This window comes from Kitasatospora sp. NPDC001095, assembly GCF_053598615.1.
On sequence record NZ_JBSFKQ010000011.1, the window covers coordinates 124344 to 145313 of the forward strand.

General features: G+C 72.3%; 18 protein-coding genes. 8 read left to right on the forward strand and 10 right to left on the reverse strand.

Features of this window, described 5'->3' with window-relative positions:
- Positions 1 to 432 precede the first annotated feature (432 nt).
- The gene (locus ACWDBB_RS13280; protein ID WP_449789737.1) at positions 433 to 1020 is read left to right on the forward strand and encodes a DedA family protein; all 588 of its coding nucleotides are present in this window, start codon (positions 433 to 435) and stop codon (positions 1018 to 1020) included.
- Positions 1021 to 1496: 476 nt separating this feature from the next.
- A complete protein-coding gene (locus ACWDBB_RS13285) occupies positions 1497 to 2783 on the forward strand; it encodes a hypothetical protein (RefSeq protein ID WP_449789667.1) in 1287 nt (428 codons plus the stop codon).
- 138 nt (positions 2784 to 2921) lie between these two features.
- Here ACWDBB_RS13285 and ACWDBB_RS13290 read toward each other — a convergent pair whose 3' ends face one another.
- The 6 genes from ACWDBB_RS13290 to ACWDBB_RS13315 all read right to left on the reverse strand — a co-directional run bounded on the left by ACWDBB_RS13290 (position 2922) and on the right by ACWDBB_RS13315 (position 9006).
- Positions 2922 to 3827 carry an alpha/beta fold hydrolase gene (locus tag ACWDBB_RS13290; RefSeq protein ID WP_449789668.1) on the reverse strand — a complete coding sequence of 302 codons (906 nt, stop codon included), beginning with the start codon at positions 3825 to 3827 and terminating at the stop codon, positions 2922 to 2924.
- Positions 3824 to 4924 (reverse strand): branched-chain amino acid ABC transporter permease, encoded by a 1101-nt coding sequence (locus tag ACWDBB_RS13295; RefSeq protein WP_449789738.1) that lies wholly within the window; start codon positions 4922 to 4924, stop codon positions 3824 to 3826. Before ACWDBB_RS13295 ends, ACWDBB_RS13290 begins: the two co-directional genes overlap by 4 nt.
- A gap of 236 nt (positions 4925 to 5160) precedes the next feature.
- Entirely contained in the window at positions 5161 to 6027 is an 867-nt protein-coding gene (locus ACWDBB_RS13300; protein ID WP_402407295.1) for a branched-chain amino acid ABC transporter permease, read from the reverse strand.
- Positions 6027 to 6791, reverse strand: coding sequence for an ABC transporter ATP-binding protein (locus ACWDBB_RS13305; RefSeq protein WP_449789669.1), 765 nt, complete (start codon positions 6789 to 6791; stop codon positions 6027 to 6029). The genes ACWDBB_RS13300 and ACWDBB_RS13305 overlap by 1 nt, the downstream gene beginning before the upstream one ends.
- A gap of 104 nt (positions 6792 to 6895) precedes the next feature.
- Entirely contained in the window at positions 6896 to 7663 is a 768-nt protein-coding gene (locus tag ACWDBB_RS13310) for an ABC transporter ATP-binding protein (protein ID WP_449789670.1), read from the reverse strand.
- Between the two features lie 71 nt (positions 7664 to 7734).
- Positions 7735 to 9006 (reverse strand): substrate-binding domain-containing protein, encoded by a 1272-nt coding sequence (locus tag ACWDBB_RS13315; protein WP_449789671.1) that lies wholly within the window; start codon positions 9004 to 9006, stop codon positions 7735 to 7737.
- A gap of 495 nt (positions 9007 to 9501) precedes the next feature.
- Between ACWDBB_RS13315 and ACWDBB_RS13320 the strand changes: the two genes are divergently transcribed.
- The 4 genes from ACWDBB_RS13320 to ACWDBB_RS13335 all read left to right on the forward strand — a co-directional run bounded on the left by ACWDBB_RS13320 (position 9502) and on the right by ACWDBB_RS13335 (position 15614).
- The gene (locus ACWDBB_RS13320) at positions 9502 to 10263 is read left to right on the forward strand and encodes a CoA transferase subunit A (RefSeq protein WP_392881183.1); all 762 of its coding nucleotides are present in this window, start codon (positions 9502 to 9504) and stop codon (positions 10261 to 10263) included.
- 4 nt (positions 10264 to 10267) lie between these two features.
- Positions 10268 to 10957, forward strand: a complete 690-nt coding sequence (locus tag ACWDBB_RS13325) for a 3-oxoacid CoA-transferase subunit B (protein WP_449789672.1) — start codon at positions 10268 to 10270, stop codon at positions 10955 to 10957.
- A 541-nt stretch (positions 10958 to 11498) separates the two neighbouring features.
- Positions 11499 to 13658, forward strand: a complete 2160-nt coding sequence (locus ACWDBB_RS13330) for a glycosyltransferase family 2 protein (RefSeq protein WP_449789673.1) — start codon at positions 11499 to 11501, stop codon at positions 13656 to 13658.
- 24 nt (positions 13659 to 13682) lie between these two features.
- A complete protein-coding gene (locus ACWDBB_RS13335; RefSeq protein WP_449789674.1) occupies positions 13683 to 15614 on the forward strand; it encodes a galactose oxidase-like domain-containing protein in 1932 nt (643 codons plus the stop codon).
- Positions 15615 to 15702: 88 nt separating this feature from the next.
- Here ACWDBB_RS13335 and ACWDBB_RS13340 read toward each other — a convergent pair whose 3' ends face one another.
- The 3 genes from ACWDBB_RS13340 to ACWDBB_RS13350 form a co-directional block, all read right to left on the reverse strand.
- The gene (locus ACWDBB_RS13340; protein WP_449789739.1) at positions 15703 to 16704 is read right to left on the reverse strand and encodes a glycoside hydrolase family 6 protein; all 1002 of its coding nucleotides are present in this window, start codon (positions 16702 to 16704) and stop codon (positions 15703 to 15705) included.
- A gap of 261 nt (positions 16705 to 16965) precedes the next feature.
- On the reverse strand, positions 16966 to 17694 hold the full coding sequence (locus ACWDBB_RS13345) for a uracil-DNA glycosylase (RefSeq protein ID WP_449789675.1): 729 nt from the start codon (positions 17692 to 17694) through the stop codon (positions 16966 to 16968).
- A gap of 228 nt (positions 17695 to 17922) precedes the next feature.
- Entirely contained in the window at positions 17923 to 18702 is a 780-nt protein-coding gene (locus ACWDBB_RS13350) for an HAD-IIA family hydrolase (protein WP_449789676.1), read from the reverse strand.
- A 246-nt stretch (positions 18703 to 18948) separates the two neighbouring features.
- On the opposite strand from ACWDBB_RS13350, the gene ACWDBB_RS13355 reads away from it, so the two are divergent.
- Together ACWDBB_RS13355 and ACWDBB_RS13360 are read left to right on the forward strand one after the other, a co-directional pair.
- Positions 18949 to 20025: a Gfo/Idh/MocA family oxidoreductase gene (locus ACWDBB_RS13355; protein WP_449789677.1), complete on the forward strand. Its 1077-nt coding sequence runs from the start codon at positions 18949 to 18951 to the stop codon at positions 20023 to 20025.
- A gap of 62 nt (positions 20026 to 20087) precedes the next feature.
- Entirely contained in the window at positions 20088 to 20606 is a 519-nt protein-coding gene (locus tag ACWDBB_RS13360) for a hypothetical protein (RefSeq protein ID WP_449789678.1), read from the forward strand.
- On the opposite strand, the gene ACWDBB_RS13365 is transcribed toward ACWDBB_RS13360, so the two are convergent.
- Complete coding sequence (locus tag ACWDBB_RS13365; RefSeq protein ID WP_449789679.1) at positions 20593 to 20958, reverse strand: PIN domain-containing protein; 366 nt, start codon at positions 20956 to 20958, stop codon at positions 20593 to 20595. The genes ACWDBB_RS13360 and ACWDBB_RS13365 overlap by 14 nt on opposite strands.
- Between the last annotated feature and the right edge of the window lie 12 nt (positions 20959 to 20970).

A 20970-nucleotide genomic window follows, 5' to 3' on the forward strand; every position in this document is an offset into this window, starting at 1 on the left:
TGACGCAGAGCCAGCGGGCGAACACGACTGGCGACTTCCCGCCAGCGCCGGAAGTCGCCAGTGCCGGCGCTCGCGGCGGGGGCCGATGTCCGGCAGGCTGGGGACCAGGAGCGGGTCGCCGGAGCGGGATCCGCACTCCACCAGCAAGATCGTCGGGCTGGACCAGTACCGGACGATCACTGCGAGCCCTCGGCGCGGCACCCCGCCCCGGGGGCTCGTTCGGGTTCCGGGGGCCTTCCGCCGCCCGGGTGCCGCACGCCCCGGACGGCTCGGACGGACGGTTCGCCACCTCGCGGCGCGGCCGGAATCAACAGCCGTGATCCATCCCATACCGGGGTGCTTCATGCCATGAAAGGTCGAGGCGCTAGCGTTGACCCCTGCAGCCACCTGCTCCTCCGGGAGGCGTGGAGGGAGTAAAGGGCCTTGAACTTCGTGGCGGCGATCGGATCCTCGTGGATCTGCGCGCTGGCGCTCGTCGCCGTGCTCGGTGACGCCCTCCTTCCGTTCATCCCCAGCGGGACGCTGGTCATCCTGGCCGTGCTCAAGACCTCCCAGGTCAACGGCGCGCCCCTGATGCTCGGACTGGGCGTGGCGCTGGCCTCCTTCCTGGGCGACCTCCTGCTGCTCAACCTGGCCCGGCGCGGTGCCCCGGTGCTGCACCGCCGGCTCGCCCGGCGCCCGAAACTGGCGGCCAGCGTGACCCGGGTCCAAGAAGCCCTGGTCGAACGCCCCCACGGAGCGGCCGCCGCGATGGTGGTGATCGCGCGGTTCGTCCCGGCCGGGCGGACCGTCCTCGACCTGGCCATCGGCCACTCCCCCGCCCATCCGCACCGGTTCCTGCACTGGTCGGCGCTGGCGGCGATGGTCTGGGCCGCCTACATCGTGACGCTGGGCTGGCTGAACAGCCACTGGTTCAACACCGCCTGGCTGAGCCTCGTGGTCTCCTGCGCGGCGGCCACCGCCATCAGCACCGCGATCGCGCGCATGGTGCGCCGCACCCGCCGGCTCGCCGCGCTCTGACGGTCCGCCCGGCAGCCGTCGCCGACCGACCGGCCCGTCCACGTCCGGCCGGCCCATCAACGTCCGGCCGGCCCTGCTCCTTTCCAGCCGATCCGCTCCGCCGCTCCGCCCGGTCCGTCCGGCAGTGCCCCTTGGCGGGCCTCGGACCGCCCCAGCCCAGCAAGGGGCAAAAGTTTTCCCAAAAGGGCGACCAAGCGGGCCGAACGCAGACGAACTCCACCGGAGTGCGGACCGACCGGCGGTACCGTACTGACCGGGCCGCAAGGGGTGGGAAGCGTCACAGGACGGCAACAGTCGACGCATCCCCGCAGCCCAGCCGGTCACGCCCGGCGTGTTGAGAGTCGTCAGCGCTCGGCGACCTTGGTGACCGCTGTGGCGACATGACAAGCTAACGGCGAAATAATCATCAATCGCCCGATTTGACCGGTGCGGCTGCGGGCCGCCCTCACCACCGGCGTCGGCACCCAGGGGAGACCATGACCAGCATCTCGCGCAGGACGGTGCTCAGTGCGACCGCTGCGACCGCAGCCCTCGGCGCGGTCACAGCCTGTTCCAGCGGCGGATCCGGTTCGGGCGGAAAGGGCTCCCCCGCCACCTCCCAGGATTCCGGCGGCGCGAGCACGACCCAGGGCGGCACCGCCGACCCCACCCGGGCGGTGGTGCCCAAGGGCACCCCGATCGGCGACGGCTCCAACGCGGACACCGGCCCGCAGCCGAACCAGCCCAAGCCCGAGAAGCTCAAGCCGGGCGAGCGGCCGCCGCAGTTCGTGGTCTTCTCCTGGGACGGCGCGGGCGGCACCGAGGACGGCCAGTTCCCCCGCTTCCTGAAGCTGGCGGAGCAGTACAAGGCCACGATGACCTTCTTCCTCTCGGGCATCTACGCCCTGCCCAAGGGCAAGGCCGACCTGTACCACCCGCCGAAGCACTCGGTCGGCGCCTCCGACATCCCGTACCTGTCGGACGGCGCGGTGAAGAGCACGCTCAAGCTCATCAGCCAGGCCTGGCTGGCCGGGCACGAGATAGGCACCCACTTCAACGGGCACTTCTGCTCCAGCCGTCCGGACAAGAACGGGGTCAACGTGTGGACCCCCGAGGACTGGCAGAGCGAGATCGACCAGGCGATCGGCTTCGTCACCCAGTGGCGGACCAACACCGGCTTCACCGACGTCGACCCGCTCCCCTTCGACTACAAGAAGGAGCTCATCGGCGGCCGCACCCCGTGCCTGGAGGGCCAGAAGGCGCTGCTGCCGACCATCGCCAACCTGGGCTGGAAGTACGACGCCAGCTCCTCGGGCGGCCTCCAGATATGGCCGCAGAAGGTGCAGGACGGCAAGATCTGGGACTTCCCGCTGCAGTCCATCCCGTTCCCCGGGCACAACTTCCAGGTCCTGTCGATGGACTACAACATCCTGGCCAACCAGTCCAAGGGCAGCACCAAGGGCGACCCGGCCATGTACGGCGAGTGGCGCACCCAGGCCACCAACTCCTACCTGGCGGGCTTCGAGCGGGCGTACAACAGCAACCGCGCGCCGTTCTTCGTCGGCAACCACTTCGAGCAGTGGAACGGCGGCATCTACATGGACGCCGTCGAGGAGGCCCTCAAGGCCATCGCGGGCAAGCCCGACGTCCGGCTGGTCTCCTTCAAGCAGCTGGTCGAGTGGCTGGAGGTGCAGGACCAGTCCACCCTGCGCAAGCTGCGCTCGCTCAATGTCGGCCAGGCGCCGGCCGGCGGCTGGGAGAGCTTCCTCGGCACGGCGGGCTGACGCACCGCGCCGAGGGCGGACGCCCTTGGCGCCGTCGGCCGCGCCGCCGGCGACCGGCGGGGGTTCGGCCCCCGCCGGCCGTTGTCGTCCCGGTCGGTTCCCTGGGCCGGGCGGCTACCCGGCGGCGGGCGGCCAGCGCTAGCCGGCGACGGGGGCGTCCGCGAGCAGGATGCGGACGATGCGGTCCGCCCCTGCCTCACCCCAGAGGATCGAGTAGTGGTTGGTGCCCGGCACCGGCACGGCGGACACCCGCTCCTGGTCCAGCCGGGCCAGCCCGATCCGCTCGTGGTCGTAGAGGCCCTGCGGCTCGTCGAGCAGACCGCGCTCGGCCCAGAGCAGGTCGGCCGGGCAGGGCAGCCGGTGCACGGCGGCTGCCGCGTCCTCGTCCAGCAGGACCTGGGCACCGTCGGTCTGCACCGCCTCCAGCACGCAGGAGGAGCGCAGTTCGGGCTCCGTGCCGACGAGGTCTCGCTGGGTGTAGGCGTCGATCCCCTCGGTCCACTCGCCGGCGAAGGCGGGGTGGCCGCGCCAGAACTCCCGGTAGGCGTCCCGGTCCGGAAAGGTCGTGGACAGCCGGGCCAGCGCGGGGCCGAGCACGGCGGCCAGGGCGTCCTCCTCGCGAACGCCCTGCGGCAGCGGGAAGGTGACCGCTCCGTCGACCAGCAGGACGCGACGGACCAGGTCGGGATGCCGGACGGCGGCCAGCGCGGTGACCCAGGCCCCCATCGAGTGGCCGACCACCGTGACGGGCCCCGAGCCCAGGGCGCCGATCAGCGCGGCCACGTCGTCGGCGTGCCGGGCCAGCCCGTACGGTCCGGCGACCGAGCGGCTCGCGCCGCGGCCCCGCAGGTCGGGCGCGAGCAGGGTGACCCGACCGGCGAGCCGGCGGGCTACCTCGTACCAGGCGAGGCCGTTGGCGGTGATGCCGTGCACCGCCACGATCGTCGGGGCCTGCGGGTCGTCGGCGGACCAGCGCAGGACGGCGAGGTCCCCGCCGGGCACGGGGACGGTCAACTCCTCGGGCTTCAGCGGCGACTGGCTCACGCGGGGGTACCTCCGGTGGGGTGGGCGGTTCCGAGGCCGGTCGGCGCCGGAGCTGAGCGCGCGGACCGGGCGGACCGGATGCGGGCAGGCAGTCTGGCCAGGCCGCCGGGCAGCAAGTAGACCACGGCGACGAACAGGGTGCCCAGCAGGAACAGGGGTTGGGAGAGCGGCACCTTCAGCACCGCCGGCAGGTCGGCCACGGTCGACGAGTTGGCGAGGTCGCCGAGCCGGTGGCTCGCCCAGGTGTACAGCACACCACCGAGCAGGGGCCCCCAGCGGGTGCCGGAGCCGCCGAGGACGACCATGACCAGGAGCGCGAGCGTGGCGTCCGAGGTGGCGGCCTGCGGGGTGGCGCCACCGGTCAGCAGCAGGTAGACCACCCCGCCCAGGCCGGCGAGCCCGCCGGACAGCACGAAGGCGACCAACTTGTAGCCGTAGGGCCGCAGTCCGAGCACCTCGACCCGGCGCTCGTTCTCCTTGATGCCCTCCCAGACCCGGCCCATGGGCGACTTGACGGCCCAGTGGACCGCGGCGACCGTCAGCACCAGGTAACCGACGGCGATCCAGTAGAGGTTGGCGGTGTTCTCGATCCCGAGCAGACCGGAGGGCAGCAGCTCGGCCGGGGCTGAGCGGCCCTCCTCGCCACCGGTGGCGCCACCAGGGTTGCGCTGGACGAGGATCGAGCCGGCCTGGGCGAAGGCGAGGGTGACCATGGAGAAGCCGATGCCGGTGACGCGCAGGCTGACCGAGCCGAGCAGCAGGGCCAGCAGAACGGAGCAGGCGACGCCGAACACCGCGGCGGCGGCGAACGGCAGTTGCAGCTCCAGCATGCCGAGGTCGGTGGCGTAGAGGCCGGTCGCGAAGTAGAGCGCGTGGCCGAAGGAGAGCAGTCCGGTCCGACCGAGCAGGAGGTCGTAACCGGTGGCGAGGCCCCCGTAGAGCAGGCACAGGGCTATCAGTTGGAGGCTTCCGGGGCTGCCGAGCGGGCCGTCGAGCAGTCCCGGGACGGGAAGCGCACTATATGGGGCGACAAGGAGCGTGATCAGCAGAGCAATCGGCCACCAGCGTAGCGCTCTGTGCACTCCTGTCCAACGAATAGTGACCGAATCACCTGTTCGAGGGATGGCGCCGGACTCGGCCTTGTGTTCACAATGGGTCTCGGCAAGGCCGGTGTCAGTCCCCCTTGTCACAGTGGCGGTGTCGGCGGAGCTGGTGTCAGTCCCCTCTGCCGGCATGGTGGTCACGGCAGGGCTGGTGTCAGTCCCCCCTGTCGGACGGGTGGCGCTGCGGCCGGCCGCAGGACCACCGGTGCTCGTGATCGGTGTTTCGGCGCTCACGCGAGCCTCCCGGTGAGTCCACGGGGTCGGACGAGAAGCAGCACGGCGAGCAGGACGACGACCGAGAGGTCGCCGAGCCCGGCGCCGGTGTAGTAGTTGGCGAACTGCTGGACGAGGCCGACGCCCACCGAGGCGACGGCGGCTCCGGTCACGGAGCCCATGCCGCCCATGACCACGACGACGAAGGCGAAGATGAGCAGGCCGGTCCCCTGGCCGGGGTTGACCGAACCGAAGTAGAGGCCCCCGAGGGCGCCACCGAGGGCGGCGGCAGCCCCGCCGAGGGCGAAGACGAGGGTGAACGCCTTCCGGACGTCGATGCCGAGCGCGGTGACCATCGCCCGGTCCTCGACGCCGGCCCGGACGATCAGCCCGTAGCGGGTGCGGGCGAGGAACAACCGAAGAGCGAGCAGCAGCAGGGCGGCGGCGGCCACCAGCACGAAGCGGTTGACCGGGACGGTCGCACCGAGCACGTGCCAGGTGCCGGACAGCAGCTCCGGCTGGGGGAAGGGGCGGGAGTCCGCCCCCCAGATCCCCATCAGCAGGGCGGGTACGGCAAGCCCGACCCCGACGGTGGCGAGGATCTGGTCGCGTGGGCGGCTGTAGAGGGGCCGGATCAGGAAGAGCTCCAGCAGGACGGCGGCGGCCGTTCCGACCAGGGTGCCGAACGGCACTGCGAGCCAGAAGGAGAAGCCGGCCTCGGTGCCGGCCCACCAGGTGGCGTAGGCGCCGATGGAGAGCAGGGCGCCGTGCGCGAAGTTGAGCACGTCCATCAGACCGAAGATCAGCGACAGACCGGAGGCGACCAGGAAGTACAGCGCACCGAGACCGAGTCCGGTACAGAAAAGGAGGACGACGGTGTCCATCAGGGCTTCACCTCGGCGGTGACGACAGGGGCGGCCGGGGAGGAGGCGGGCCGGGGCCCGCCGGCGAGCGGGTGGCGGGAGCCGACGCCGAGCAGGCGGCGGGCGGCTTCCTCGTCAGCCAACAGCTCGGCGGTGTCACCGCGGTGGGCGGTGCGACCGTCGGCCAGGACGGCACAGGTGCCGGCCAGTCGGCGGACGAGGGCGAGGTTCTGCTCGACCAGCAGGACGGGCACGGCCTCGGCCGCACGCGCCAGCACCTCGGCCACCTCGGCGACGATCTTCGGGGCCAGGCCCTTGGTGGGCTCGTCGGCGATGATCAACCGGTTGCGGTTGAGCAGCGTCCGGCCGATCGCCACCATCTGCTGCTGGCCACCGGAGAGCGTCCCGGCCAACTGGCCGGCCCGCTTTTTGAGTTCGGGGAAGAGCTCGTGGACGAGCGCGTAATTCGGCTCACCGGCCTCGCTCCCGCTCCCGCTCCCGGCGGCGCGCTCGGCGAGGCGGAGGTTCTCGGCGACCGTCAGGCCGGCGAAGATCCCCCGATCCTCGGGTGCGTACCCGATGCCATGCCGAACGACCAGATGCGTCGGAAGGGAGGAGAGTTCGGCACCGGAGAGCCGGATGCTTCCGGTGCGCGGCACCAGGCCCATGACGGCCTTGACGGTGGTGGTCTTGCCGGCGCCGTTGCGGCCCAGGAGTGCGGTCACCCCGGCGGGGGCCACGTCGAAGTCGACGCCGTGCAGGATGTGCAGCCCGTCGATGACCACCCGCAGATCGCGAACGGAGAGGAGGGGATCGGCAGCGGCAGCGGCCGACGATGAGACGGAGCGCGCCGAAGGAGAGGTGCGCTGAGCGGAGAACGGAGAGGAGGTCACAACGCCTCACCCAGGTAGGCCTGTTGCACGGTCGGGTCGGCCATCACGGCCTCGGGGGTGTCCAGGGCGAGCAGGGTGCCGTGGTGCATCACCGCGAGCCGGTCGGCCAGGCCGAGCAGGACGTCCATGTGGTGCTCGACCATCAGGACGGTCCGGCCCAGGTCGCGGTGCACGGAGCGGATCAGCTCGGTGAGAGCAGGCACCTCCTCCGCGCTGACACCGGCCATCGGCTCGTCCAGCAGGATCAGCCGGGGCTCGGAGACCAGCAGGACGGCCAGCTCCAGCTTGCGCTTCTCCCCGTGCGAGAGCGCACTGGCCAGGGTGTCCGCACGGTGGGTGAGATCGGTGCGTTCCAAGGTGTCGGCCAACTGCTGCTCGTAGCGGTCGGCGCGGCGCCAGAGCCGGTACGAGGCACGCGGCCCGGCCGCCGCCTGGGCGGCCAGTCGGACATGGTCGGCGACGGTCATCCCCGGCCAGAGGGAGGAGGTCTGAAAGGTGCGGCCGAGCCCGCGGCGGGCCCGGGCGTGCACCGCCTCGGCGGTGATGTCCGCACCGTCGAGGTGGAGGCTGCCGTGGGTCGCCGGGTAGATGCCAGAGATCAGGTTGAACAGGGAGGTCTTGCCGGCGCCGTTGGGCCCGATGAAGGCGATGAACTCGCCTTCGCCGACCGAGAAGGAGACGTCCTCGACGATCGGCACGCCGCGGACGGCCCAGCCGAGCCCGTCCAGTCGCAGCACCGGAGAGGGGGACGCGGAGGAACGCACGGACGAACTGGACTCGGCGGACGCGACGGAGGAGCCGGAAGGGGTGGAGGTGGTACGGGCGGACATCGGGATCAGCCCGCCATCGGGGTGACCGGGGGTGCCGCCTCGTCCGCGGTCAGGGTCTTCTCCACCGAGGGCTTGGCGGCGGCGCCATTGCCGGTCAGCCGCGCCTGGAACATCGGCTGGAGCAGGGCGTGGTCCTCGGCGCGGACCGTGGTCTTCCCCTTCACCCCGTCGAAGCTCCACCCTTCAAGGGCCTTGACCAGGGCCGAAGTGTCATCGGTGGAGCCGTGGTTGGACTCGACGGCGTGCACGATCATCTGGGCGGCGGTGAAGCCGTCCGGGGTGAAGATGTCCGTCTTCCCCCCGGCGGCGGTGACGGCGTCGGTCATGGCCTTCTCCACCGGGGTGCCGGCGGCGCCGTCGAAGTAGTGGTTCAGGAAGGAGATCTTCTCACCGGCCGGGCCGAACAGCGGGTAGGAGGCGGCCAGGTCGAGGCCGGTGACGACCTTGGTGTCGGCGAACACGTCCTGCTGGTTGAGCGCCGTCCACAGGGCCGAGGCGGTGTCGCCGGCCCAGGCGACGAACAGCAGGTCGGGCTTGGCGGTCTTGGCCTGGGTGGCGAAGGGGGTGAGGTCGGTGGCGCTCGGCGGGGCGAGCACCTGGTCGACCGTCGCGCCCTCGGCGCCGAGCACCGCCTTCACGGCGGCCACGTTGGCCTGGCCGAAGGCGTTGTCCTGAGCGAGCACGGTGACCTTCTTGCCCTTGGCGTCACCGACGAACGAGGCCGCGGTCTTGATGTCCTGGTAGGACTGGCGGCCGGAACGGAAGGTGTACTTGTTGAGCCCGGTGGCCTTGTCGGCCGCGGCCGGACCGCTGATGAAGAGCACCTTGTTCTGGGCGGCGATCGGGCCGACCTGGAGGGCCACGCCGGAGGCGGTGGAGCCGGCCAGCACCTTGTAGCCCTTGCCGATCAGGTCCTTGGCGGCGGACACCGCCTTGGCCGGGTCGCCGGCGTCGTCCTGCTCCTCGAACTCGATCTTGTGTCCGTCGACCGCGCCGGTGCCCTTGGTCGCGTAGCTCAGGCCGGCCTTGAAACCCTCCAGGTACTGCTTGCCGTAGGCGGCCAGCGGTCCGGTCTTGGAGTACACCAGGCCGACCTTGATCGGGCCCTTCGATCCACCGTCCGCCGCGCTCGTCCCGGCCGTGCCGGCCTTGGCGCAGCCCGAGGCGAGCAGGACGCAGGCCGCGAGGGCGGCGAGCTTCCGGGTCGGGCCGCCGGTCAGGGAGTCGCCCAGGCGGGCGCCGGAGGCGGTCCTGGAGGGGGCTGTCGAGCTGCGCATGGTGACCGACTCCTGAGGTGCGGCGGGGTGGATGCGGGAACCGTAGGTGTGCGGTGAGAGCAGCGACATGTGCCTGGTCGACGCATCAGGCCACCAGGCTGTGGTGGCAACCGACATACCATCGGCCGGTCGCCGTTCCCCGGGCTCGTGGGTGTGGCCCACCGACACGGATCCGCACCCACCCATGGGGGCAGCCGCCATGGCTACGGCGGCCCCCGCCCGGTGACGGTGGAGGGGCGCGGAGCCCGTCCGGCGGCAGCCACCCCAGCGGCGCGTCCGACCCGATCCGGCCCAGGCAGGACCTCAGCCCGGCCTGGCACGGCCGTGGGCTCCGCGCGGTTCCCGAGCCCGCCGGCCGCCCCTCTCCGCCTGCCCCTCCGTCCCGCAGCCTGCCCGTCCCCGCAGCCTCCTTCCTTCCGTCCCCCGCCTGCTCCCCTCCCTCCACCCCTCCGCTCTCCGTTCCTCCCTCCTCCCACTCCCTCACGAGGTGACCCCTTGGACAAGGTCCTGGACTCCCCCGCCGACGCGGTCGGGGACATCCCCGACGGTGCGGTCCTGGCCGTCGGCGGCTTCGGCCTCTGCGGCATCCCGAGCACGCTGATCGGCGCACTGGTGGACTCCGGTGCCACCGGGCTGCGGGTGGTCTCGAACAACTGCGGGGTGGACGACTGGGGGCTGGGCCTGCTGCTGCGGGCGGGCCGGATCGCCCGGATGACCTCCTCGTACGTCGGGGAGAACAAGGAGTTCGCCCGGCAGTACCTCTCCGGCGAGCTGGAGGTGGAGCTGACCCCGCAGGGCACGCTGGCCGAGCGGCTGCGGGCGGGCGGATCCGGCATCCCGGCGTTCTTCACCCCGGCCGGGGTCGGCACCCAGATCGAGGAGGGTGGGCTGCCCTGGCGCTACGCGGCCGACGGCTCGGTGGCCCTGGCCTCCCCGCCGAAGGAGGTCCGGGAGTTCGGCGGCCGTCGGTACCTGATGGAGGAGGCGATCACGGCGGACTTCGCGCTGGTCCGGGCCGAGGTGGCGGACCGGCACGGCAACTGCGTCTTCCACGCCGCCGCCCGGAACTTCAACCCGCTCTGCGCGATGGCGGGCCGGATCACCCTGGTCGAGGCGGACCGGATCGTCGAACCGGGCGAGCTCCCGCCGGACGCGGTGCACCTGCCCGGGGTGTACGTCGACCGGGTGGTGGCCGCCGACCCCGAGGACCGCCGCATCGAGCGCCGGACCGTCCGCCCCGCACTCCAGGAGGCCTGACCCGATGCCCATCGAGACTGCCGACCCCGCCCCCGTCACGGGCACGCCGGCCGCCCCCGCCCTCGACCCGCGCAACGCCCTGGCCGCCCGCGCCGCCCGCGAGTTGCGCGACGGCCAGTACGTGAACCTGGGCATCGGCCTGCCGACCCTGATCCCCAACCACCTCCCGCCGGGCGTCGAGGTGGTGCTGCACTCGGAGAACGGCATCCTCGGCGTCGGCCCGTTCCCGGAAGAGGGCACCGAGCACGCCGACCTGATCAACGCCGGCAAGGAGACGGTGACGGTCGCCCCCGGCGCCTCGTACTTCGACTCCGCCTTCTCCTTCGGCATGATCCGGGCCGGGCGGATCGACGTCTCGGTACTCGGCGCGATGCAGGTGTCGGCCGCCGGGGACCTCGCCAACTGGATGATCCCCGGCAAGATGGTCAAGGGCATGGGCGGCGCGATGGACCTGGTCCACGGGGCCCGTCGGCTGATCGTGGTGATGGAGCACACCGCCCGGGACGGCTCGCCGAAGATCGTCGAGGAACTGTCACTTCCGGCCACCGGTCGAGGAGTTGTGGACCGGATCGTCACCGACCTCGCCGTGATCGACGTGACCCCGGAGGGCCTGCGGTTGGTGGAGACGGCTCCGGGCGTCGACTTCGCGGAGGTCCGGTCGGCGACCGGTGCCACCCTGCTGCCCCCGCTCTGAGCAGTCCGACCCCGTACGGACGGCCGGGTCGCCCCTGAGGGACGGTCCGGCCGTTCCGCTGCCCCGCGAACCACCAGCAGACCACTCGCGGAGCACCCGCGAACCACCCGCAGACCACCCGCTGAGCACCCACAAGCCACCCCGGAACCCGAGATTCCCCCGCAATAGCATCAACCCCCGCCATTGCGGCCGGGAACCGTGTCATCTTCATGCCTCGGCGGCGGCGATCTCCCGGACTGGTTGCGATCACCGTTGCGCTCAGGGAGAGTTGAGGAGACCAAGGATCCCGACGTGCCCGGAGGGGAAACGGGAAAGTGCATCGGGATCCCGAATTCGAAGCCGCCGCACCGCCGCACCGCCGCTCCACGGAACCGATCGCACACGCCGAATGCGCTGGACGGCCCAGCCGATTCGAGCTGACGCCGACCGATTCGGCCCCGTTCCGCCCTGTTCCACTTCCACCCGGACGGCTCCGAGTCGAGGCAAGCCCACGCAGAAGCCGAGCGAGCCTAGCGAGGCGCGAACTCCGGGGGGAGCAGCTATGACCACGCCGCCGTTCTCGCGACGAAAGGGCGTCGGAACGGCCCACGGGCGAGGTCCCGGGCAGCTGGACGAGGCCGCCCTGAGCGCCGTTCCGGTTCCCGAAGCCCCTTACGACTACGGTCACTTCAGCCGTCTCGCCGGCCCGGCGTACGACCCGGACGAGGACGACGACCTCGGCGGCGGCGTCTACTGGCCCGAACCGGCCGCCCGCTACGGCCCCGCGCCCGCGGCCGCCCCGTACGACCCACCCCCCGGCGCCCCGTACGACCCCACCTCGACGACCGCCCCGTACGGCCCCGCCCCGTACGACTACGACCCGCCCCCCGCACCCCCCTACCGCGTCCGGTACCGCAGCCTGCTGCGCCGCGAGCCGCACCGGATCCGCGCCGCCCTGCTGATGATGGCGGCCCCCGTGGTGGAGGCGGTGCTGCTGGTCTGGCTGCTGCTGCCGGAGCACTGGCCCGAGCGGCTGGACGAGACGAACGCCCTGGTGCTCCTGGGCGACAAGGTGATGATCGGCATCATCGCCGTCGTCGAGGTGTTCCGGCTGGTCAACGTCGTCTCCAACACCCACGCCACGCTGGTCGCCCGCGACCCGGTCCCGGTGACACCGGAGGCCGGGACCCGGGTCGCCTTCCTCACCACCTGCGTGCCGGGCAAGGAACCGCCCGAGATGGTGCGGGCCACGCTGACCGCGGCCCGGGCCGTGCGGCACGACGGACCTTACGACGTCTGGTTGTTGGACGAGGGAAACGATCCTGCAATGCAGGCGCTCTGCACCGAACTGGGCGTGCGCCACTTCAGCCGTGCCGGCCGCCCGCACTGGAACCGGCCGAAGGGCCGGTTCCGCGCCGGAACCAAGCACGGCAACTACAACGCCTGGCTCCAGGCCCACGGCGACGACTACGAGTTCTGGGTGTCCGTGGACACCGACCACGTCCCGCTGCCGGACTTCTGCGAGCGGATGCTCGGCTACTTCCGCGACCCGGACGTGGCATTCGTGGTCGGCCCCCAGGTGTACGGGAACTACCGCACCTCGGGCTCGGCCGTCACCAGGTTCTCCGAGAGCCAGCAGTACCTCTTCCACGCCCTCATCCAGCGTGCCGGAAACCGTTACGGCGCACCGATGTTCGTGGGCACCAACAACGCCGTCAGAATCCGGGCGCTCCAGTCGATCGGCGGATTGTACGATTCCATCACCGAGGACATGGCGACCGGCCTGGAGTTCCACCGCAGCCGGAACCCGGAGACCGGGGAGCGCTGGAAGTCCGTGTACACCCCGGACGTGCTGGCGGTCGGCGAAGGGCCGTCCTCCTGGACCGACTTCTTCTCCCAGCAACTGCGCTGGAGCCGGGGCACCTACGAAACCCTGCTCACCCAGTACTGGCGGGTGCTGTGGAAGCTGTCGCCCGGCCGGCTGCTCAACTACTCGCTGATGGTGGGCTTCTACCCGATGGCGGCCCTCACCTGGCTGCTCGGCGGCCTGTCCAGCGTGCTCTACCTGGGCTTCGGCGCCTCCGGCGTGCACGTCTCCTCGGAGATCTGGATGATGCTCTACAGCGACGCCGCCGCGCTCCAACTCCTGCTCTACACCTGGAACCGCAAGCACAACGTGAGCCCGCACGAGCCGGCCGGCTCCTCCGGGGTCGCCGGCATGGTGATGTCGGCGCTCTGCGGCCCGGTCTACGCGGCCTCGCTGCTCCAGGCACTCGTCCGCCGCCGCAGCCGCTTCGTGGTGACGCCCAAGGGCCGCTCGGCCAGTACCGACCGGCTCGGCGCCTTCCGCTTCCACCTGTTCTGGACGCTGGTGTTCGGCGGCGCGATCACCGCCTCCTACTTCACCGGCTACGACCACGCCGCGATGCGCACCTGGGCCTGGATCGCCCTCCTGCTCACCCTCCTGCCGGTCCTGATCACCATCGGCGACGCCGTCCGTCGCCGACGGAGCCGCCCCACCGCCACCCTCACCGTCACCGGCGGCCCGGCCTCGACCCCTGGCGTCCTCCTGGAGAAGCGCCGCCCGCGCCACGCCCGCCACGCCCGCGATCCCCGCGCCTCCACAACCTCCGTACCCCCCGCAGCCCCCGTACCACCCGCAGCCCCCGCACCACCCGCAGCTCCCGTACCGCCCGGACACCCCCTGACACCCACCCACTGACGACCTCCCGAGGGGAGCACCCACGTGAAGATCCACAAGGCCGGCCGCACCAAGCGCCTCGCCCTCGGCAGCACCGTCGCACTGACCGTGGCCGGGATGAACGCGCCGGCCGTCCTCGGCTTCGCCTCCGAGCAGTACCACCACTACGTGATCAACCGCCCCGAGTACAAGGCGCAGTACGGCCACTGGCAGACCCTGTCGCTGCCCGCCGAGTTCCGGGTCAACGCCGTGCACGCGACCCTGCTGCGCACCGGCAAGGTCCTGATCGTGGCCGGCTCCGGCAACGACGAGAAGCAGTTCAACGCCGGCACCTTCAAGAGCCTGCTCTGGGACCCGGCCGAGAACACCTACAAGCTGGTCCCCACCCCGGCCGACATGTTCTGCGGCGGCCACACCTCGCTGCCGGACGGCCGCGTCCTGGTGGCCGGCGGCACCCAGCGCTACGAGAAGCTGGCCGGCGCCGTGAAGAAGGCGGCGGGCGTCATGCGGGTGCGCAACGAGAGCCCGGAGCACGACCGGACCTTCCCCAAGGGCACCGTCTTCGTCTCCCCGAACGGCCACGAGTACGCCAGCACCGCCGCGGTGACCGTCCCGGCCGCGACCAAGACCGGCTCCGGCAAGCAGACCGTGGTCACCGCCGGCGAGCAGCACGTGTACGTGGAGGCGGCCGGCCCGGGCCCGGACTACGCCTCCGACTCCCCCGCCCAGTACCGGATCAAGGGCCTGAGCGGCACGGACGCCCACAACCTGTACGGGCAGAACGAGAAGCTGACCCTGGACAAGCAGGAGTACCAGGGCATCCGCTCCGCCTTCGAGTTCAACCCGGACACCGAGCTGTACGAGCCGGTCACCGACATGGCCCACGCCCGCTGGTACCCGACGCTGACCGGGCTGGGCGACGGCCGGGTGGTCACCGTCTCCGGGCTGGACGACACCGGGGAGATCCTCAACGGCAACGACAACGAGATCTACGACCCGAAGACCAAGTCCTGGTCCAAGGGCCCCGACCACTACTTCCCGACCTACCCGGCGATCTTCCTCACCGCCTCCGGCCGGCTCTTCTACTCCGGCTCCAACGGCGGCTACGGCCCCGGCGACAAGGGCCGCGAGCCCGGCCTGTGGGACCTCTCGAACGGGGCCTTCCAGCCCGTCCCCGGTCTGCGCGACCCCGGCCTGACCGAGACCTCCTCCTCGGTGCTGCTGCCGCCCGCGCAGGCGCAGCGGGTGATGGTGCTCGGCGGCGGTGGCGTCGGCGAGTCCCCGCTGTCCACGGCCCGCACCGACATCGCGGACCTCTCCTCCGCCAAACCGGCCTTCACCCCGGGGCCTGACCTGCCGGCCGGCGGCACCCGCTACCTCAACAGCGTGATCCTCCCGGACGACACCGTCTTCACCACCGGCGGATCCAGTGGCTACCGCGGCCGCGGCGACAGCGACCTGCTCAGGGCGCAGGTGTACCACCCGGATTCGAACAGCTTCAGCACCGCCGCCGAGCCGACCGTCGGCCGCAACTACCACTCCGAGGCGCTGCTGCTGCCGGACGGCCGGGTCGCCGTACTCGGCTCCAACCCGCTCTTCGCGGACAAGGCCGAGACGCAGCCGGGCGGCTTCGAGCAGCGCATCGAGATCTACACCCCGCCGTACCTGTACCACGGCGACCGCCCGCAGGTCGGTGCCGTTCCGCGGACGGCCAGGCTCGGCGGGTCCGTCACGGTCGGCACCGCCCGGCCGGAGGCGGTCGCCACCGCCAAGCTGATCCGGCCGAGTTCGGTGACCCACGTGACGGACGTCGAGCAGCGCTCGGTGGCCCTGGACGTCACCGGGCGGACGGCGGACGGCGTCTCACTCGCCCTTCCCGGCAACGCCGACCTGCTGCCGCCGGGCTGGTACATGCTGTTCCTGACGGACGCCGCCGGCACCCCGTCGGTCGCCCGCTGGATCCAGGTCACCGGCTGACGCCCGAGAAACGGCGCGGGCGGCCCAGGCGGAGCGGGCGGAACGGGCGGCCTGTGCGGCCCGGGCGGCCCCGGCGGAGCGAGCGCCCTCAGCGCGCCGCCCGCGCCAGCCCGAGCGCGTACGGCAGCCAGAACTCGCCCGCCCTGGGCTCGCCCCGGCCGCAGTCGCCGTCCGACTCCCCCGGGTTCTTGATCCACAGGTAGGCGTCCACCCCGGGCCGGCCGGTCTCGGTGGTCGGCCGCTCGCCGAGCGCGCGCCCGGGCGGGTTGCACCAGGAGGCGCCGCCGAGCGCCCCGTTGCCGCTGCGGCTGGTGTCGATGACGAAGTTCTTCCCGCCGAGGGCCGCGGAGAGACTGGCGCCGTACGCCGCGTTCCGGTCGGTGTCGTAGAAGTTGGCGACGTTCACGGCGAAGCCGTCCGCCGCCGCGATGCCCGACTTGCGCAGGGCGGTGGCCAGTTCCGCCGGGTCCTGCGCCCAGCCCGGGTTGCCGGCGTCCAGGTAGACCCGCGCGTTCGGGTTCTTCTTCAACTCCTGGACGGCGAAGGCCAGCAGGCCGTACCGCTCGGCGGCGAGGTCGCCCTTGATCCCGCAGCCGTCCAGGGTGTGCGCGACGGCGTCCGGCTCCAGCACCACCCAGGCCCTGCGGTCCCCGAGGGCCTGCGCGACGCCGGTGATCCAGGCCCGGTAGGCGGCCGCGTCGGGGGCGCCGCCGGCGGAGTACTGGCCGCAGTCGCGGTGCGGGATGTCGTACGCGACGAAGACCGCCGTCCGGCCCGCCTCGGTGGCCTGCCGGCTCACCTGCTCGGCGATCTCCCGGGCGCCCTGTTCGCCGAGCCACTGCGAGGACGGCTGGGTGGCGATCCGCAGCAGCTCGTCGGCCTCCGCCGTCCGGCCCTGGCCGCGCAGCGCGGTCACCTGGCGGGCGGCGTTGGTCCGGTCGGAGACGTAGAAGGCCTGCCCGGGAGGCTGGGCGAGCTCCCCGACCCGCCCCGCGCCGACGCCCCCGCCTCCGCCACCGCCCGGACCCGAACTCGCGACGGCGCCCGGCGTGCCGCCGTCCGACCCGCTACAGCCGGAAACGACGGCCATCACCCCGGCCAGCAGCGCCCCCACGGCCCACCGCAACGTCCCCGTCCGCCCCAGCCCGTGCACGTGACGCCCCTCCCCGGACCGGTCCGGCGACCGGTCCGCACCAGCTAAGCACACCCGGTACCGGCCGACGGCCACCGTCGCTGAACGCCAAGTGGCCGTGGACGAACGGGACATCGAACCCGTCCGGCCCACGGCCACCGACACTCGAACCGAGATGCTCGAACCAGGGCGCTCACACCGAGGTGCTCGAGCCCGGGCTCACGCCTCCTTCAGGTTCGGCACCTGCCAGTCGATCGCCTCGGCGCCGAAGGAGTCCAGCGCGGTGTTGATCTGGGAGAACGGGCGGCTGCCGAAGAACAGCTTGGCCGACAGCGGCGACGGGTGCGCCCCCTGCACCACCACGTGCTTGGTGGTGTCGATCAGCGGCAGCTTCTTCTTCGCGTAGTTGCCCCACAGCACGAAGACGACCGGCTCCTCGCGGTCGCTCACCGCCTTGATCACGGCGTCGGTGAACTTCTCCCAGCCCTTCGCCTTGTGCGAGTTGGCCTCGTGCGCGCGGACCGTGAGCACCGCGTTGAGCAGCAGCACGCCCTGCTCGGCCCAGTGCATCAGATAGCCGTTGTCCGGGGCGGGGATGCCCAGGTCGGCGTCCAGCTCCTTGAAGATGTTGCGCAGCGACGGCGGCGTCTTGGTGCCCGGGAGCACCGAGAAGCTCATGCCGTGGGCCTGGCCGTTGTCGTGGTACGGGTCCTGGCCGAGCACGAGCACCCGGACCTTGTCGTACGGGGTGGCCTCCAGCGCGGCGAACTCCTGGCCGCTCGGCGGGAACACCTCGTGCTCCGCGCGCTGGGCCGCCACGAAGGCCGCCAGCTCGGCGAAGTACGGCTTCTCCGTCTCGGCGCCGAGCACCTCGCGCCAGGACTCGGGCAGCTCCAGCCCGCCGCCCGCGCCGGCCTCGACCACGCCCGCCTCGACCGTGTCCGTCACGACATCTACCTCCCACACCGCGGCTGCTGCGCCGCACGCCCTCTTTCACCCCGAACGCTACACAGCCCCACCGACAACTCACGTCCCCGGAGCCGGTCCCGGGCCCGGATGGGCGGCCGCCGCCGGCCCCTACCAGCGGGTACGAAACGGCCCCGCCCCGGCGACCGGCCGGAACGGGGCCCACGACAGAACCGCGGCGGCCGGAGGGCTGCCGGCGCGGGGACGTCCCTAGATCAGCTCGATCAGGTCGGCGATCGACTGGACCACACGGCCCGGACGGTACGGGAAGCGCTCCACGTCGGCGGCGGAGGTCAGCCCGGTGAGCACCAGGACGGTCTCCATGCCGGCCTCCATGCCCGCGACGATGTCGGTGTCCATCCGGTCGCCGATCATCACCGCCGTCTCGGAGTGGGCCCCGGCGGTGTTCAGCGCCTCGCGCATCATCAGCGGGTTGGGCTTGCCGACGAAGTACGGCTCGACCCCGGTCGCCTTGGTGATCAGGGCCGCGACCGAGCCGGTGGCCGGCAGCACGCCCTCGGTGGAGGGGCCGGTCTCGTCCGGGTTGGTGCAGATGAACCGGGCGCCCTGGTTGATCAGGCGGATCGCCTTGGTGAGCGCCTCGAAGGAGTAGGTGCGGGTCTCGCCGAGCACCACGTAGTCGGGGTTGTTGTCGGTGAGCACGTAACCGGCCTGGTACAGCGCGGTGGTCAGCCCCGCCTCGCCGATCACGTACGCGGTCCCGTTCGGCCGCTGGCTCTTGAGGAACTTGGCGGTGGCCAGGGCGGAGGTCCAGATGCACTCCTCGGGCACCTCCAGCCCCATTCCCGCGAGCCGGGCGCTGAGGTCGCGCGGGGTGTAGATGGAGTTGTTGGTGAGGACCAGGAAGGGCTTGCCGGACTCCCGCAGCTTGCGCAGGAACTCCTCCGCCCCGGGGATCGGGGTGCCCTCGTGGATGAGGACCCCGTCCATGTCGGTCAGCCAGGACTCGATGGGCTTGCGGTCTGCCACGTGCGTGTCTCCCGAAGTGTTGCAACGTCATGCGTAGTACGAGGGCCCTGACGCGGCACAGCCTAATCCGCCCAGGTGTCCGGGGACAGAACGTCCCGCCCACCGGAACCTCCCCGGCACTCCCCACCCGCGCACCCCGCCCGCGCACCCCGCCCGCACTCCCCACCCGCGCACCCCGGCCCCGCGCACCCCGGCCCCCGTGCACCAAACCGGGAGCAAGCGGGCGCCCCGTGATTGAGTAGGCGCATGACCCCGAAGACGAGCTCCGGTCCGTTCCGCGTCGGCCTGGTCGGCTACGGCCTGGCCGGTTCCGCGTTCCACGCGCCTCTGATCGCCACCACGCCGGGCCTGCGGCTGGATGCCGTGGTCACCGCCAATCCCGAGCGGCGTGCCCAGCTGGCGCGTGAGCACCCGGGCGCCCGTGCCGTGGACACGCCCGAGCAGCTGCTCGCCGACCCGGACGCGCTCGACCTGGTCGTCATCGCCTCGCCCAACCGCACCCACGCGCCGCTCGCCCGCGCCGCCCTGCGGGCCGGCCTGGCCACCGTGGTGGACAAGCCGCTGGCGGGCACCGCCGCCGAGGCGCTGGAGCTGTGCCGGCTCGCCGAGGAGCGGGGCGTCCTGCTCTCCGTCTTCCACAACCGGCGCTGGGACGGCGACTTCCTCACCGCGAGCCGCCTGGTGCGGGGCGGCGCGCTCGGCCGGGTGCACCGCTTCGAGTCCCGGTTCGAGCGCTTCCGTCCCAAGCCCAAGCCGGGCTGGCGGGAGCTGGCCGATCCGGCCGAGGTCGGCGGCACCCTGTACGACCTGGGCAGCCACCTGGTCGACCAGGCGCTCACCCTGTTCGGGCCGGTCGAGACGGTGTACGCGGAGATCGACGTGCGGCGCGACGGCGCGGTGGTGGACGACGACGCGTTCCTGGCCCTCACCCACGCCTCCGGCACCCGCTCCCACCTGTGGACCAGCGCCGTCACCCCGCTGATCGGCCCGCGGCTGCGGGTGCTCGGCGACACTGCCGGCTACGTCAAGCCCGGCATGGACCCGCAGGAGGCCGACCTGCGGGCGGGGCTGCGGCCGGACGGCACCCGCCCGTGGGGCGCCGACCAGCCCGCGCACTACGGCACCCTCGGGACCGACGAGTCCGCGATCTCGCTGCCGACCGACCCGGGCGACTACCCCGCCTTCTACCGGGGCGTCGCCGCCACCCTGGCCACCCCGGGCACCCCGCCCCCGGTCGACCCGCGCGACGCGGTGGCCGCCCTGGCCGTCCTGGAGGCCGCCCGCGCCTCCGCCGCGACCGGGACGGCGGTCCGCCTGGGCTGACGGACGGCCGCTCCGCCGGCCCGCTGCGCCCTCCCTTGAACCGAGCTCCTACGATGATCGCCATGAGCACCCGGGGGGAGCGGCGGGCCGCACGCAAGGCCGCGGACGAGGAGCGGATCCGCCAGGACCAGGAGCGGGACCGGCGGTTCAGCGCGCGCGAGAGCGCCGGAGCGTTGGCGCTGCAGCGGAAGGCCTGGGCCCGCGGGGACCGGACCGACTTCGGCGGGTGCGTGAAGGCGACCGGGCCGGACGGCCGACCGGTCCTGATCGCGATCGAGCGGCCGTACGGGTACCAGGAGCCCGCGAAGGGCAGCTTCGTCGAGAAGCTGCTGAACGTCCTCGCCGTCATCCCCTTCATGGAGATCGTCGCCGTTGCGGTCGTCGTGCTGTTCCTGACGTTCCGCTGGCTGTTCATCGAGCTGACCGGCCGCCCGCACTTCGTGGTCACCGCCCGCCCTGAGGGGGGTGGTGACGAGCAGGTGGTCACCAGGACCCGGCGGCGCCCTGCCGCGATCAAGGCCGCGACGGCCCTGGCGGACGAGGTGGATCGCAGCGGGACCGCCGCCCTCACACCCCGATGACCTCCACCGCCGGGCCCAGCCCCCGGAAGTCCGCCACGTTGCGGGTGTACAGCGGCAGCCCGTGGGCCGAGGCCACTGCGGCGATCATCAGGTCTATCCGCCGCGGGCGCGGCTGCCGCCCCGCGGCGATGGTGAGGGTGACCAGCGTCCCGTAGCGGGCGGCGGCGGCCGCGTCGAAGGGCAGTGGGTCGAAGTCCGCCATCGCCGCGCCCAGCACCTCCAGCCGGGCCGCCCGGCTGGCCGGGTCCCTGGCCATCGACACGCCCTGCTGCAACTCGGCGAAGGTGATGGCGGTCAGCTCCGGTACGGCCGGCAGGTCGGACGGGCTGAGCAGCGCCAGATCGATGTACACGCAGGTGTCCAG

What these genes read in the sequence shown, in the direction of transcription:
- ACWDBB_RS13285 (WP_449789667.1), top strand. Translation starts at nt 1,497, where the DNA reads ATGACCAGCATCTCGCGCAGGACGGTGCTCAGTGCGACCGCTGCGACC.
- ACWDBB_RS13300 (WP_402407295.1), bottom strand. Translation starts at nt 6,027, where the DNA reads ATGGACACCGTCGTCCTCCTTTTCTGTACCGGACTCGGTCTCGGTGCG.
- ACWDBB_RS13315 (WP_449789671.1), bottom strand. Translation starts at nt 9,006, where the DNA reads ATGCGCAGCTCGACAGCCCCCTCCAGGACCGCCTCCGGCGCCCGCCTG.
- ACWDBB_RS13325 (WP_449789672.1), top strand. Translation starts at nt 10,268, where the DNA reads ATGCCCATCGAGACTGCCGACCCCGCCCCCGTCACGGGCACGCCGGCC.
- ACWDBB_RS13330 (WP_449789673.1), top strand. Translation starts at nt 11,499, where the DNA reads ATGACCACGCCGCCGTTCTCGCGACGAAAGGGCGTCGGAACGGCCCAC.
- ACWDBB_RS13340 (WP_449789739.1), bottom strand. Translation starts at nt 16,704, where the DNA reads ATGGCCGTCGTTTCCGGCTGTAGCGGGTCGGACGGCGGCACGCCGGGC.
- ACWDBB_RS13355 (WP_449789677.1), top strand. Translation starts at nt 18,949, where the DNA reads ATGACCCCGAAGACGAGCTCCGGTCCGTTCCGCGTCGGCCTGGTCGGC.
- ACWDBB_RS13360 (WP_449789678.1), top strand. Translation starts at nt 20,088, where the DNA reads ATGAGCACCCGGGGGGAGCGGCGGGCCGCACGCAAGGCCGCGGACGAG.